This is a genomic window from Actinomadura sp. NPDC047616, assembly GCF_040642915.1.
GTDB classification, from domain to species: Bacteria; Actinomycetota; Actinomycetes; order Streptosporangiales; family Streptosporangiaceae; genus Spirillospora; species Spirillospora miaoliensis.
Genome location: NZ_JBEYTB010000005.1, coordinates 149,417 through 162,865 on the forward strand (window position 1 = coordinate 149,417; position 13,449 = coordinate 162,865).

A 13,449-nucleotide genomic window follows, 5' to 3' on the forward strand; every position below is an offset into this window, starting at 1 on the left:
GAGCGACGATCGGGGCCATGAGCAATGCGATCTTCGCCCGGTTCTTCGATCTGGTGGCGGGCAAGGCCGAGGCGCGGGGCCAGGCCGAGCTGCGCCGTGAGCTGCTGGCCGGGCTGACCGGCCGGATCGTGGAGGTGGGGCCCGGCAACGGGCTGAACTTCCCGCACTATCCCCGGGAGGTCACCGAGGTGGTCGCCGTCGAACCGCAGCCGTACCTGCGGGGGAGGGCGGCCGAGACGGCGCGCACCGCGCCGGTGGACGTCCGGGTGACCGACGGGACCGCCGAGCGGATCCCGGTCGGCGACGCCGGCGCCGACGCCGTCGTGGTCTCCGGGGTGCTGTGCTCGGTGCCCGCCCCCGGCGCCGCGCTCGCGGAGTTCCGCCGGGTGCTGCGGCCGGGCGGGCGGCTGCGCTTCTACGAGCACGTGCGCGCCGACGGAGGCTGGGGGCGCCGCCAGGATCTGGTCGACCCGGTGTGGTCGCGGCTGATGGGCGGCTGCCACACCAACCGCGACACGGTGGCGGAGCTGGAACGCGCGGGGTACCGGATCGAACGCTGCCGCAGGCTGGTGTTCCCGCGTGAGGCCCGGTTGTCGGTGGTCGCCCCCCGCGTCATCGGCACCGCGGCGGCAGGCGGCGTGAACGCGGCGCCCCGCGGCGTCGAATAATCTTCGGAGCGACAACCGTACCGGCGTCGTTCGCGCGCCGGACGTTCGGCTCGGCGGAACGGACCCGGGGGGCTCTCCGATGGACGCGGTGGACCAGGCGATCCTGCGGCGGCTGCAGCGTGACGGCCGTCAGACCAACCGCGAGCTGGCCGACGCGGTCGGCATCGCCCCGTCGACCGCGCTGGAACGCACCCGCGCGCTGCGCTCCCGCGGCGTGATCACCGGCTTCCACGCCGCCGTCGACCTGGAGAAGCTGGGCCGCGGGGTGCAGGCGCTGATCTCCATCCGGATCCGGCCGCAGTCCAGGGAGGCCATCGAGTCCACCCGTGACCACCTGGCGGCGCTGCCCGAGACGCTGGCGGTGTTCGTGGTCACCGGCAACGAGGACATCCTGGTCCACGTGGCCGTGCCCAGCACCCAGTACCTGCGCGACTTCGTCCTCGACCGGCTCGCCCGCCGCAAGGAGTTCGTGGACGTGCGCACCACCGTGGTGTACGACCACGTCCAGCCGCGGGAGCAGGCCGAACTTCCTGCGCCCGAACGCCGCGACGGGCGAACCCGCCGCGCCTGAACCGTGCGCCGGGGACACCCGGCCGAACATCCGGCGGCCCGGACCGCCCCGGCCGAACGAACGACGGACCGCGGCGCCGTCAACCGGCGATCCGGCCTAACTTCACCGGCATGAGCGAACGAAATGCCGTGTCGGATGTCGCGTCGGGGGCCGTGCCGGTGCTCGCCGCCGGCGTGCTGTGGGGCACCGTGGGGCCCGCCCAGGTCCTGGCGGACGCGCCCGCGTCCCCGCCGGCGCTGGGCGCCGCCCGGATCCTGTCCGGCGGCCTGATCCTGGCGCTCGTCGTGCTGGTGACCGCGCCCCGCGCGTTCCGCGGCCTGACCGGGGCGTCGTGGGCGCCGCTGCTCGCCGCGTCCGCCGCGACCGGCGTCTTCCAGGCGGCGTTCCTGACGGCCGTGGACCGCACGGGGGCCGCCGTCGCCACCGCCGTGGTGTTCGGGCTGGCGCCGGTGAGCACGGGCGTGTGCGAACGGATCGTCCTGCGCACCCGCCTGTCGCGCCGCTGGACGGCCGGAACGGTCTGCGCGGTCGCCGGGTGCGCGCTGCTGATGGCGCCGACGTCGACGGCGCGGGTGGACGGCGTGGGCGTGGCGCTCGCCCTGCTGGCCGGGGCGTGCTTCGGCGTCTACACCGTCGCCGCGCGCGTGCTGGTCGTGCGGCGGGTCGGGATGGCCGCAGCCGTGTCGGTGACCCTGCTGGCCGGCGGGGCGTGCCTGCTGCCGTGGACGGTCGCCGGCTTCGCCGACCTGGCCGCGCCGCGCTCCCTCGCCCTGGTCGCCTGGCTCGGCCCGGTCGCCACGGCGGTGGCGTACATGTGCTTCGTCCGCGGCCTGCGCCGGGTGACCGCCGCCACCGCCGGCACCCTCAGCCTCGCCGAACCCCTCGTCGCGGCGGCGCTGGGGCTGCTGGTGCTGGGGGAGCGGATGTCGGCGCCCGTGGCGGCCGGCGCGCTGCTGCTGCTCGGCGGCCTGGTGATCGTCTCGCTGCCCGCCCCGCTCCGGCGGGCGCCGGGAGCCGCCGACTACGATGGGGCGCAAGCGACTGGCGCAGTCAAGGTGGAGTCGACCACCGGGGAGCGACCGTAGTCCGCACACCGCGCGCCTGGGTGTACGGGCCCCCTTCAGCCGGGGGTGCCCGCACCGCGCCTCCGGCGTGAACAGCGCGGAGGTTGTCATGCACGATCCGGCCATCGCCCGTCTGCGGGACCAGGACCCGGCAGTCGCGAACCTGGTGGAGGCCGAGGCGCGCCGCCAGTACGAGAAGATCCGGCTGATCGCCTCGGAGAACTACGTGTCGCCCGCCGTCCTGGAGGCCACGGGCAGCGTCCTGACCAACAAGTACTCCGAGGGCTACGCCGGCCGCCGCTACTACGAGGGCCAGCAGAACGTCGACCCGATCGAGCTGCTGGCCATCGAGCGGGCCAAGCGGACCTTCGGCGTCGAGCACGCCAACGTGCAGCCGTACTCGGGGTCGCCCGCCAACCTCGCCGTCTACATGGCGTTCCTGGAGCCCGGCGACACCGTCATGGGCATGTCGCTGCCGATGGGCGGCCACCTGACGCACGGCTGGTCGGTGTCGGCGACCGGCAAGTGGTTCCGGCCCGTCCGGTACGGGGTCCGCGCCGACACCGGCCGCATCGACATGGACGAGGTCCGCGACCTGGCCCGCCGCGAGCGGCCCAAGCTGATCTGGTGCGGCGGCACCGCCATTCCGCGCACCATCGACTTCCCGGCGTTCGCCGAGATCGCCCGGGAGGTCGGCGCGGTGCTGGCCGCCGACATCGCCCACATCGCCGGGCTGGTCGCGGGCGGCGCGCACCCCTCGCCGGTCGGCCACGCCGAGGTGATCTCCACCACGACGCACAAGACGCTGCGCGGTCCGCGCGGCGCCATGATCATGTCGACGGCGGAGCACGCCAAGGCCGTCGACAAGGCCGTCTTCCCGGGCCTGCAGGGCGGCCCGCACAACCACACCACCGCGGCCATCGCGGTGGCGCTGGAGGAGGCGGCCCGGCCGGAGTTCGCCGAGTACGCGCACCGGATCGTCGTCAACGCCCGGGCCCTGGCCGCCGCGCTGGCCGAGCGCGGCTTCGACCTGGTGTCCGGCGGCACCGACAACCACCTGATCCTCGTCGACCTGACCGGCAGGGGCGTGCCCGGCAAGCCCGCCGCGCAGGCCCTGGACCGGGCGGGGATCGAGCTGAACTACAACACCGTGCCGTTCGACCCGCGCAAGCCGTTCGACCCGTCCGGCCTGCGGCTGGGCACCGCGGCGATCACCACGCGCGGCCTCACCGCGGACGAGATGCCGCGGATCGCCGCCTGGATCGACGAGGTCGTCCAGGCCACGGCCAAGGAGGACGAGACGGCACTGGCCCGCGTCGCCGGAGAGGTCCGCGAACTCATGGCCGCCTACCCCATGCCGGGCTGGGCCCCGGCCCCCTGACCGGCACCCGTAACGGAGCGCAGCGGAGTGTAGGGATGCCGGTCAGGCTCGGGGGGTTGGAGGGGGTCGTCCCCCCTCGGGTCACGCGCGAGTACCAGGATCATTCGCCATGCCTCCGGGTCGGTGACGGGCACGTCGCCGAAGTCGCCGTAGCGGGCCACGATCCGCAGCGCGCCGGACAGGCGGACGGCGGCCTCCACCTCGGTCGCCGACCAGAACCGGTACGGCACCACGTCACGGACCACCCGGGTCGAGCCGCCCTCGGTGACGGTGACCGTGACGTGGTCGGCGGAGATCTGGGTGACCGGGTCGAGGCGGTCGGTGGGCTCGCCCCAGCGGACCGTGACGTGCGCGCCGTCACGGTCCACCGTCCACCCGGTGCTGACGCTCGGCTCGTCGGACAGGCGGTCGCGGGGGTGCGACATCTCCACGACGTACAGGCCGTCGTCGGCCAGGTGGGCGGCGGCCCGGTCCAGGTGGGCGGTGAACGCGTCCAGCGTCATCAGGTGGGACGTGGAGTCCAGCATGGTCACCACCAGGTCGAACCGGCGGCCGAGCGCGAAGGCGGTCATGTCCTCCTGGACGACCCGCAGGTCGATGCCCTCGTGCTTGGCGGCCCGGTCGGCGTACGCGCACATCGCCGGGTTGATGTCCAGGGCGGTGGCCGCGACGCCGCGCCGGGCGAACTCGCGGGCGTGCTCGGCGGGCCCGGCGGCCAGCTCCAGCACCGTGCGGACCGCGCCGCCGCCGGAGCGGTGCCGCGCGCACCAGGCCAGCAGCGCGTCCACCTCGGCGGGCACGTCCCGGAACCCGCACGCCAGCTCGTACACCCGTGGATCGTCGTAGATGCCGCTCACCCGGCCATCCTGCCAGCCCGGCGGGGCCGGGGCCGCGCGACGGCGACGCGGACGGCCCCCTACGCCTCCTGGCGGCTGAAGAAGCCGCCGGCCGCGGGGGCGGACGGGGCCGCGCCGCGGCCGTCCAGGCGCAGCCGCACCTCGGCGACGCCGGGTTCGTCGGTGCGCTGGGCCCGGCCGCCCAGCGACACCAGCAGCCGGAGCATGCGCCGGTTCTCGCTCAGCGTCGCCGCCCGCAGCTCCACCAGCCCGCGCTCGCGGCCCAGCACGACCAGCAGCTCGGTCAGCGCCCGGCCGAGGCCGCGGCCCTGCCAGGCGTCCTCCACCAGGAACGCCAGCTCGGCCACGCCCGGGTCCAGCACGTGGATCAGGTGGGCCAGCGCCAGCAGCGACCCGTCGGGCCCCTCGGCGACCAGCGTCAGGCCGTGCGCGGGGTCGCTGAACGCCTCGATCGCCCGCGGGGGAGGGGCGGGCTTGGCGCTGAAGTAGCGCATGCGGCGCGACTCCAGCGAGCACCGCTCGTGCAGCTCGCGGACGGCGTCGGCGTCCTCGGGCCGGATGGGGCGCACGACCACGCGCGTTCCGTCGCGCAGCGCCACGGTGCGGGACGCCGGCTGCGGGGACGGCGCGGGCAGCGCCGCCCGCACCAGCGCGTCCGCGCGGGCCGCCTCGGTGGCGGTGAACGGCAGGCCGAACCGGCGCAGCCGCACGGCGCGCCGCCTGCCGATCGGGACGGTCAGCACGTCGGGCGCCCCGTCGTCGTCGGCGGGCCCGGTGGTCCAGGACGCCTCGTGGGCGCGCAGCAGCTCGGCCAGCACCTCCGGCAGCGCCTGCGGCTCACCGCGCAGCCGCGCCGCCAGCGCCAGCGCCCGGGTCGGCTCGTCCACCAGCTCGTGCGGGCGCGCGGGGACCACCACGGTGCGCGCCCCGCCCGCCGTGCCGAGCGCCTCGGCCAGCGCGCGCTCCGGGGCGGCGTCCGCCAGGCCGCCGTCGGGAACGCTGACCACGAACTCGTCCACCACGCCGCGGGTGTCGACCTGCACCGACAGACCGAGGATGTTGGCGCCGTGGCGGGCCAGCGCGGCGGTCAGCAGGGCCAGGCGGCCGGGCCTGTCCTCGATCTCGGTGCGGATGCGCAGCAGCGGCATTGGAGCGGTCCTTCCGCGGTCGGGGGAGCGGGGCCGTCCTCCAGGGTGGCCGACGCCTGTTACGTGACCGCTACGCCGACATGAGCTGCCGGTTTCGTCCTGATTCATCCCGCCCGGCTCGCCGCCCGGTCACCGGCCGCCGACCAGCCGCTGAACGTCGCCGTACGCCGGGACGGGGACGTCGCCGGGGCGTCCGGCCACCTCCAGGGCGGTGGCGACCGCCGCGCGCAGGGCCGCCCGGTACAGCAGCGAGCCGCAGCTGATCCGGCGCACGCCCAGGTCGGCGAGCCGCGCGGTGTCGGTGCGGCCGGGCAGGTGCAGCACGTTCAGCGGAACGGGGACCTCCTCGACCACGGCGCGGATGTCGGCGTCGCCGGCGATTCCGGGGACGAACACGCCGTCGGCCCCGGCGGCGGCGTAGGCGCTGACCCGCCGCAGCGTCTCGGCCAGGTCGGAGGGGTGGGCGAGCCAGAACGTGTCGGTGCGGGCGTTGAGGAACACGCGCGGCGCCGCCGCCTTGACCGCCTCGATGACGGAGACCTGGTGCTCCACGGGGGTCAGCGTCCCGTCGGCCCGGCCGTCCTCGATGTTCACCCCGGCGACCCCGTACGACGCCAGTTCCGCGACCAGCCGGCCCACCTCGGCGGGCCGGTCGGAGAAACCGCCCTCGATGTCGACGGTCACCGGCACCGGAAGCCGCGCCAGGTTCCAGGCGAGCGTCATGGTCTCCTCCAGGGTGCCGCCCGTGGCGTCGGACTTCCCGGCGGCCGCCGCGACGCCCAGGCTGGTGGTGCCGACGGCGGGGAAGCCCGCGTCGACCAGGGCCGCGCCGACGGCGTGGTCCCACGCGTTGGGCAGCAGCAGGGGCCGGTCACGGTGGTGCAGGTCGCGGAAGGCGTCGTAGCGGTCGGTGCCCATCGGTCGTCCCCTCGTCGATCACTCTCGGTGTTCCGTGTGCGGCGCATGGCCACGGTAACGCCGGAACGTTTCCATGGCCGTCGAGACGTCACGGCCGGGCCGTCGGCAAAGCTTCGGTCAACTCTGCAATTCGCCGCCGGGATATGGATCATGTGGATGACTCCGACGCGGCAGGTGGCGGCATTGGGATGCGTCGATATTTTGTTTCGGTCTCCGGCCGGGTTCGCACTTCTTCTGGTGTGCCTGTTGACTGGTGCTGTCAGGACAAGACAATCTCTGCGACATGGAGTGCACCGGTATCAGGGATGGCCGCAGATGACCCGGACGAACCCGACGGCGCACGCCCGGACCGCGCACCCCGCCGAGCCCGGCGACCGGCCCGGCCGGGCGCGTCCGGACACGCGCGGAATCGGGACGGAGTGAGAACGGACGGCCGGTCGCCGGTCCGGCCGCGGCGCGGATCCGGCGGCGGTTCCGGCGCCGGAATCGACGGCGGATCCGGCGGCGGAACCGAAAGCCGAATACGGCGCGCCGCGGCGGTGGAACGCGACGCGGCACTTCTGCGTGAAGTGCGGGAGCGGCGGCTGCGCGCGGTTCTTTCGGCGGCCGCGGGAACGCGCGCGTACCGGAAAAGCGCCGGCGTCATGCGTCAGGGCGCCGAGGACGCGGCGGGCCATTCCCCGTGGGCGGCATTGCGCGACGTTCCCCTTCTCGGCCGTGGCCGCGTGCGTTCCGGTGCCGCGGACGCCGCCGCCGTCATCGCGCGCCCGCGCGGGGCCGCGGCCGAACGCGCCGCCATCGACCGCCGCCTGTTCGACGCCCTCGGCCTGCCGCCGTCGTTCACCTTCACCGTCGTGGTGCCGTGGCGCGAGCCGCCGGCCTCGGGCCCCGGCCTCTACGACCCGCGCGTCCGGCGCCGGCGCCTGGGCGTGCGCGAGGCCGAGGCGGAGCTGGCGGCGGGTGAACGGCCGGGCGACCTGCTCGTCGGCACCCCGCCGGTGTGCGCGGAGCTGCGCGCGGCGGCCGCCCGGACGGGCGCCGACGTGGCGTTCGCGTCGTCGTGGGGCCTGCCCAGGCCGACGCGCGCCCTGCTGGCCATCGACCACGACGGCCCGCCGGAGGCGCCCGCCGAGCTGTACGTCGCGGCGGAGATGACGGCGCCGATCGCCGTCCGCTACCCCGACTGCCGGGCGATGCACGTCAACGCCGACGCCGTGCACGTCGAGGTGCTGCATCCGGTGACGCGGCGTCCCGTGCCGCCCGGCACCGCCGGCCTGCTGGTGCTCACCGACCTGCTGAACACCACGATGCCGTTCGTGCGCTACGTCGTCGGCGACGTCGGCGTCCTGCTGGAGGCCGGCGGGTCCTGCGCGTGCGGCCGCGTCACCCCCCGGCTCCTGCTGCTGGGCCGCGCCGCCGTGCCCGACTCGGTCACCGCCCGGCTCACGGTCGACGCCGGGCCGCGCGGCGTCGTGCGCCACCTGCGGCACGTCCCGGCCGAGCTGCGCGACCGGCTGCCCGACGGCGGGCTGTGGGTGTCGGCCGCCGAACGCCACCCCCTGGCCGCGTGGGCCGACCGCGTCCCGATCACTACGCCGCGTACAGGAGCCCTGATGCCCGAGCTCGATGTCCCCGTCCAGCGCCCGGTCACCTCGATCGACGGGCGGGACGCATGAGCACCCTGCGCGTGGCGGTGTTCACCGCCCCGGGGACGGCCGCGGACCTGTCCGACCGGGTCACCGCGGCCCTGGAACGGCGCGCCGACCTGCTGCGCGCCGGAGTGACCGTGCGCTGCTACCAGGCGCCGGACATGCTGGTGGGCCGCCACCTGGTCATGGCCGAGCTGACCGTCCGCGGCTGGCGGCCGATCGAGGCCGCGGCGTGCGGGAGCGACGCGGCGGCGGTCACCGAGCGGTTCGCCGGCGAGCTGGTGGAACGGGTCGCGCTGTGCGCCTACGAGCCGCCGCGGGCCGCCGCGGGGGTCAGCGAGAACGAGCTGCGCGCCCGCGGCGACCTCGACGTCTTCGACGTGCGGTCCTACCTGGGCGAGCCGCTGGACCCGGCGGCCTGGCCGTTCCCGCGTTACGACCCGGACGCCCCGGTCGACTGGACGGTCGCCGACGACCTGGTGACCGGCCGCCCGGTGTACCTGCCCGTCGCACTGTGCACGGCGCGGGCGGGCCGCTCGCCCGGCGTGCCACAGTGGTGCGAGCCGACCACCAACGGCACCGCGGCCGGTCGCGGCCGGGCCGTGGCGACCGCGCACGCGGTGCGCGAGCTGTACGAGCGGGACGCCCTGCGCCTGGCCTGGTTCACCGGCGACCCGCTGCGTCCCGTCCGCGAACCGGCCTGGTGGCGCGAGGACCGGGCGGCCGACGAGGCGGCCGGATGGCGCACCGAGTTCTTCGCGGGCGCCACCCGGCTGGGCGTGCCGCTGTGGGTGGCGCTGACGCGGCACCGCCGTTCGCCGATGTACGCCATCGGCAGCGCCTGCGACGAGGACGCCGAGGACGGTCTGCGCCACGCGCTCGACGAGGCGCTGCGGGGCCGCATGTACCCGTGGCTGCGGCGCGGCGCCCGCTTCCAGCGCACGCAGCCGATCCGTACCTTCCGCGACCACGTCGACTACTACAGCGACCCGGCGCGCATCGGTGAACTGGACACGGTGTTCCCGCGTCGGATGACAGAGGCGGTGCCCGCCGCAAGGGACGCGTCCGTGCCGAGACAGGGGCCGCGGCACGGGCTCGGCCCGGGGTACGGCCACCACCACGCCTGGCCGGACGGGGACGACGACGTGCCCGGCCTGCCGGTGGAGGGGCTGGGCGGCGCCGTCCGCCTGCGCCTGCTGCGCAGGCGGGACCTGGAGGTCGTGCGCATCCTGCATCCGCGGCTGCAGCCGGTCGAGTCCGCCCACGCGGCGGCGCGGCTGGTCGGCTGGGCCCGCACGAGCGCGGCGCGCCGCGGCGGGCTGCGCGCGGCCCCGGCCCCGTTCGCCTAGGCGGCCGGTCGCGGGACCGCGCGAGCCGGGGTCAGCCCTGGTGGCCGTCGACGAACCGGGTGAGCAGGCCGGCGAACTGCCGCCGCTCCTCGTCGGTCCAGTCCCGCATGGCCTGGGCGATGTGCTTCTGCCGCGTCCGGCGGGCCGCGTCGACGGCCTGGCGTCCGGCGTCGGTCAGCTCCAGCCGGATACGGCGCCCGTCGTGCTGTGAGGCCACGCGCCGCACGTAGCCGGCCTTGACCGCCTCGGCGACGATCCGGCTGCCGCGCGAGGGGTCCACGCCCAGCCGCTCGGCGACCAGCCCGACGTTCATCTCCTGGCCGGGCCGGTCGGGGCCCTCGTCGACGACGTCCACCACGTGCAGCACCTGCACGTCGACCGGCAGGTTGTGCTCGCGGATCGCGGCCTTGCCCAGCCGCCGGCGGGCCATGCCGCGGCGCAGCCGCACCATGCCGCGCTCGACCGCGGCCAGCGGGTCGTCCGGTCCCGGGTTCATGCCTCGCGAGTCTAGCCGGGGCGATTGCGTCCGGCATCTATGTGCTTTTAGCATCTACCTGCCATAGTCAAATAGATGCGAGGTGCACATGTCTTCCCCGGAGATGACGCGGCGACGGCGGCTGTGGGCGTTCTTCGCCCTGATGCTGGCCGGGCTGATGTCGTCGCTGGACGCCACCGTGCTCGGCACCGCCCTGCCGACGATCGTCGGCGAGCTCGGCGGACTGGACCGGATCGCGTGGGTGTCGACCGCCTACGTGCTGGCCACCAGCGTGACCGTCCCGCTGTCGGGACGCCTCGGCGACCTGTTCGGCCGCAAGCCGGTGCTGCTGGCGGGCCTGGCGCTGTTCCTGGCCGGCTCGGCGGCCTGCGGCGCCGCGCCGTCCATGGACTGGCTGATCGCCCTGCGCGTGGTGCAGGGCGCGGGCGCCGGCTGCCTGATGGCCTCGATGTTCGCCGTCACCGGCGAGCTGTTCGAACCGCGCGAGCGGGCCCGCTACCAGGGCTGGTCGGCGCTGAACTTCGCCGTCTCCAGCATCGCCGGGCCGCTGGTCGGCGGCGCGCTCACCGACCACGCCTCGTGGCGCTGGGCGTTCTTCGTCAACCTGCCGCTCGGCCTGACCGCCGTCGCGATCATCGTGGCGGTGCTGCGGCTGCCCCGCCCGCGCGGCCGCGCCCGCGTCGACTACCCGGGCATCGTGCTGCTCGGCGCCGCTGTCACCTGCTTCACGCTGCTCACCAGCTGGGCCGGGACGCGCCACGCCTGGGGCTCGCCGGTCGTCCTCGGCCTGGCGGCGGCCACGGCGGTGCTCGGCGCCCTGTGGGTGGCGGTGGAACGGCGCGCGGCCGAGCCCGTCGTCCCGCCGCGGCTGTTCCGCGACCGCTCGTTCGCCGTGGCGAGCGTGGTGGCGCTGGCCGGCGGCGCGACCGGATTCGGGCTGGCCACCTACCTGCCGATGTTCCTGCAGACGGTCGGGGGAGCGGGCGCCACCGGCTCCGGGCTGCTCCTGCTGCCGATGATGGCCGGGCTGGTGCTCGCCTCGATCGCCGCCGGCCAGTACATCTCCCGCACCGGCCGCTACCACCGGCTCCCCGCGCTGAGCATGGCGCTCGGCGCCGCCGGGATCGCGCTCATGGCCACCATGGACGCCGGCACCTCCCCGCTGACGGCCGGGCTGTTCATGGCGGTCCTGGGGCTGGGAGCGGGACTGTCGCAGCAGGTCGTCGTGCTGATCGCGCAGAACTCCGCGCCGCCGCGCGACCTGGGCGCCGCGAGCTCGGCGGTGTTCGCGTCCCGGATGGTCGGCACCGCGGCGGGGATGGCGGTGTTCGGGGGCGTCCTGTCCGCGCGGTTCGCCGCCGAGGCCGGACGGTACGTCCCGGCCGGGTCGGTGCCCGCGTTCGACGACCTGGCCCGCCCCGAGGTCCTGGGCGGCCTGTCCGCGCCGGTGCGCGACGGCGTCGCCGAGGCGTTCGCGCACGCGTACTCGGTGCTGTTCGTGACGGCCCTCGTCCCGGCGCTGGTGGGGCTCGCCGCCGCCCTGCTGCTGCGGGACGTGCCGCTGGCGGCGCGCAGGCCCCCCGGCGCCCCGGACGCTACTTCACCTCGCGGCGTGTCAGCCGGACCAGGCCCAGGAGCAGGGGGATGAGCAGCCACACCGCCAGCGATGTGCCGGCCCGCGCCCACTCCTCCCACGTGATCCCCTCGTCCAGGAGGGCGTTGAGGGTGCGGTTGGTGTCCAGCCAGCCCGCCACGTCCTTCAGCGCGTCGACCGTCTCGGTGAGCACGGACCAGGCGGTCGGCAGCGCGAAGTACAGCACGATCGCCAGCGGCGAGTTCATGAACAGCATCCCGAACGCCACCCCGGAGAACACCGCGATCACCGCGAACAGCACCGTGGTGGCCACCTGCGACGGCGCGATCGTCCACGCCCCGTCCGAGCGGCCCAGCACCCCGGCCAGGCCGCGGCCCACCGCCGCCACGGCCAGCGCGGCGGCGACGAACGCCGCCCCCAGCAGCGCCCCGGCCGCCAGCTTGGCCGCCACCACCCGGTGCCGCTCCGGGACCAGCGCGAACGTGGTCAGCGTGGTGCGCTGCGACCACTCCTGGGTCACCGACAGGATGCCCAGCACCGGCAGCAGGAACGACACCCCCGTCAGCGCCGCGGACAGGAAGCCGGCCAGCGTCCGCTCCTCCTCGGGCGCGGCGAACAGCATCAGCGGCGTCATCACCACGGCCGTCAGCGCGATCAGGATCAGCAGCCAGCGGCCCGAGCGGGTGTCGGTCATCTTGCGCAGCTCGACCGCGGTCAGCCGGGCCAGGGACGGACGGGCGGGCTCGACCGGCACGGCGGGCACGGCGGTGGCGGTGGTCATCGGACGGCCTCCTCGGCCACGTCGGACGCCGGGGCGGAGGGCGCCGTCCCGGCGGTGAGCGACAGGAACAGCTCCTCCAGGCCGCCCCCGTCGGCCTGGCGAAGCTCCAGCAGGACGGCACCGGTGCGGGCGGCGGCCCGGCCCACCGCGTCGGCGGCTGCCTCCACCAGGAACGCGCCGTCGTCGGCGGTCCGGAACGCCATCCCCGCGCCGGTCAGCGCCGCGCCCAGGGCGGCCGGGTCCTCCCCGCGGACCCGGGTGCCGCCCTGCCGCGACAGCAGCTCCTCCTTGGCGCCCTGCGCCACGATCCGCCCACCGGCGATCACCACGAACCGGTCGGCCACCGCCTCGACCTCCCGCAGCAGGTGCGAGGACAGCAGGACGGTGCCGCCGCGCCCGGCGAAGTCGCGCAGCAGGGTGCGCATCCAGTAGATGCCCTCGGGGTCCAGGCCGTTGGCGGGCTCGTCCAGGATCAGCACGCTCGGGTCGCCGATCAGCGCCTGCGCGATGCCCAGACGCTGGCGCATGCCCAGCGAGTAGCCGCCCACCCGGCGCCGCGCCGCCTTGCCCGGCAGGCCGACCACCTCCAGCATCCGGTCCGCCCGCGACGGGTCCACGCCCAGGATCTGCGCGGTGAGCCGCAGCGTCTCGCGGCCGGTGCGGCCCGCGTGCTGCGCGCCGGCGTCCAGCAGCACGCCCACGTGCCGCCCCGGGTTGGCGATGCGCCGGTACGGGACGCCCTTGACGGTCGCCGACCCCTCGGTCGGCGGCGTCAGCCCGCAGATCATGCGCATGGTGGTGGACTTGCCCGCCCCGTTCGGGCCGAGGAATCCGGTGACGGTGCCCGGCGCGCACGTGAACGACACGTCCGCGACCGCGGCCACGTCCCCGTACCGCTTGGTCAGACCCGCGACTGTGATCATGCCGACCAGGCTGCCCCCCGGAGGCGGGCCGCCGCGTCGGCCGATGGTCG

13 protein-coding genes are annotated in these 13,449 nt (G+C 75.7%); 7 read left to right on the plus strand and 6 right to left on the minus strand.

Annotation, left to right across the window (positions count from 1 at the left end; all coding sequences use genetic code 11):
* Positions 1–17 precede the first annotated feature (17 nt).
* From ABZ801_RS14225 to glyA, 4 genes are all read left to right on the plus strand, one after another.
* The gene (locus ABZ801_RS14225; RefSeq protein ID WP_360697472.1) at positions 18–668 is read left to right on the plus strand and encodes a class I SAM-dependent methyltransferase; all 651 of its coding nucleotides are present in this window, start codon (positions 18–20) and stop codon (positions 666–668) included.
* A 79-nt stretch (positions 669–747) separates the two neighbouring features.
* Positions 748–1,239 (plus strand): Lrp/AsnC family transcriptional regulator, encoded by a 492-nt coding sequence (locus ABZ801_RS14230; protein WP_360697475.1) that lies wholly within the window; start codon positions 748–750, stop codon positions 1,237–1,239.
* Positions 1,240–1,349: 110 nt separating this feature from the next.
* On the plus strand, positions 1,350–2,324 hold the full coding sequence (locus tag ABZ801_RS14235; RefSeq protein WP_360697478.1) for an EamA family transporter: 975 nt from the start codon (positions 1,350–1,352) through the stop codon (positions 2,322–2,324).
* A gap of 88 nt (positions 2,325–2,412) precedes the next feature.
* On the plus strand, positions 2,413–3,684 hold the full coding sequence (glyA, locus tag ABZ801_RS14240; protein WP_360697481.1) for a serine hydroxymethyltransferase: 1,272 nt from the start codon (positions 2,413–2,415) through the stop codon (positions 3,682–3,684).
* On the opposite strand, the gene ABZ801_RS14245 is transcribed toward glyA, so the two are convergent.
* From ABZ801_RS14245 to ABZ801_RS14255, 3 genes are all read right to left on the minus strand, one after another.
* Complete coding sequence (locus ABZ801_RS14245; protein ID WP_360697484.1) at positions 3,651–4,541, minus strand: class I SAM-dependent methyltransferase; 891 nt, start codon at positions 4,539–4,541, stop codon at positions 3,651–3,653. The genes glyA and ABZ801_RS14245 overlap by 34 nt on opposite strands.
* 59 nt (positions 4,542–4,600) lie before the next feature.
* On the minus strand, positions 4,601–5,689 hold the full coding sequence (locus ABZ801_RS14250; RefSeq protein WP_360697487.1) for a GNAT family N-acetyltransferase: 1,089 nt from the start codon (positions 5,687–5,689) through the stop codon (positions 4,601–4,603).
* A gap of 129 nt (positions 5,690–5,818) precedes the next feature.
* Complete coding sequence (locus ABZ801_RS14255; RefSeq protein WP_360697490.1) at positions 5,819–6,607, minus strand: isocitrate lyase/phosphoenolpyruvate mutase family protein; 789 nt, start codon at positions 6,605–6,607, stop codon at positions 5,819–5,821.
* 725 nt (positions 6,608–7,332) lie between these two features.
* On the opposite strand from ABZ801_RS14255, the gene ABZ801_RS14260 reads away from it, so the two are divergent.
* Both ABZ801_RS14260 and ABZ801_RS14265 read left to right on the plus strand, forming a co-directional pair.
* Positions 7,333–8,283: a hypothetical protein gene (locus ABZ801_RS14260; RefSeq protein WP_360697493.1), complete on the plus strand. Its 951-nt coding sequence runs from the start codon at positions 7,333–7,335 to the stop codon at positions 8,281–8,283.
* A complete protein-coding gene (locus tag ABZ801_RS14265) occupies positions 8,280–9,605 on the plus strand; it encodes a YcaO-like family protein (RefSeq protein WP_360697496.1) in 1,326 nt (441 codons plus the stop codon). Before ABZ801_RS14260 ends, ABZ801_RS14265 begins: the two co-directional genes overlap by 4 nt.
* Before the next feature lie 31 nt (positions 9,606–9,636).
* On the opposite strand, the gene ABZ801_RS14270 is transcribed toward ABZ801_RS14265, so the two are convergent.
* Positions 9,637–10,101: a MarR family transcriptional regulator gene (locus tag ABZ801_RS14270; protein ID WP_360697499.1), complete on the minus strand. Its 465-nt coding sequence runs from the start codon at positions 10,099–10,101 to the stop codon at positions 9,637–9,639.
* An 88-nt stretch (positions 10,102–10,189) separates the two neighbouring features.
* Between ABZ801_RS14270 and ABZ801_RS14275 the strand changes: the two genes are divergently transcribed.
* Complete coding sequence (locus ABZ801_RS14275; protein WP_360697502.1) at positions 10,190–11,749, plus strand: MDR family MFS transporter; 1,560 nt, start codon at positions 10,190–10,192, stop codon at positions 11,747–11,749.
* Here the strand turns inward: ABZ801_RS14275 and ABZ801_RS14280 are convergent.
* A complete protein-coding gene (locus tag ABZ801_RS14280; protein WP_360697505.1) occupies positions 11,697–12,476 on the minus strand; it encodes an ABC transporter permease in 780 nt (259 codons plus the stop codon). The genes ABZ801_RS14275 and ABZ801_RS14280 overlap by 53 nt on opposite strands.
* A complete protein-coding gene (locus ABZ801_RS14285) occupies positions 12,473–13,399 on the minus strand; it encodes an ABC transporter ATP-binding protein (RefSeq protein WP_360697508.1) in 927 nt (308 codons plus the stop codon). Before ABZ801_RS14285 ends, ABZ801_RS14280 begins: the two co-directional genes overlap by 4 nt.
* Positions 13,400–13,449 lie beyond the last annotated feature (50 nt).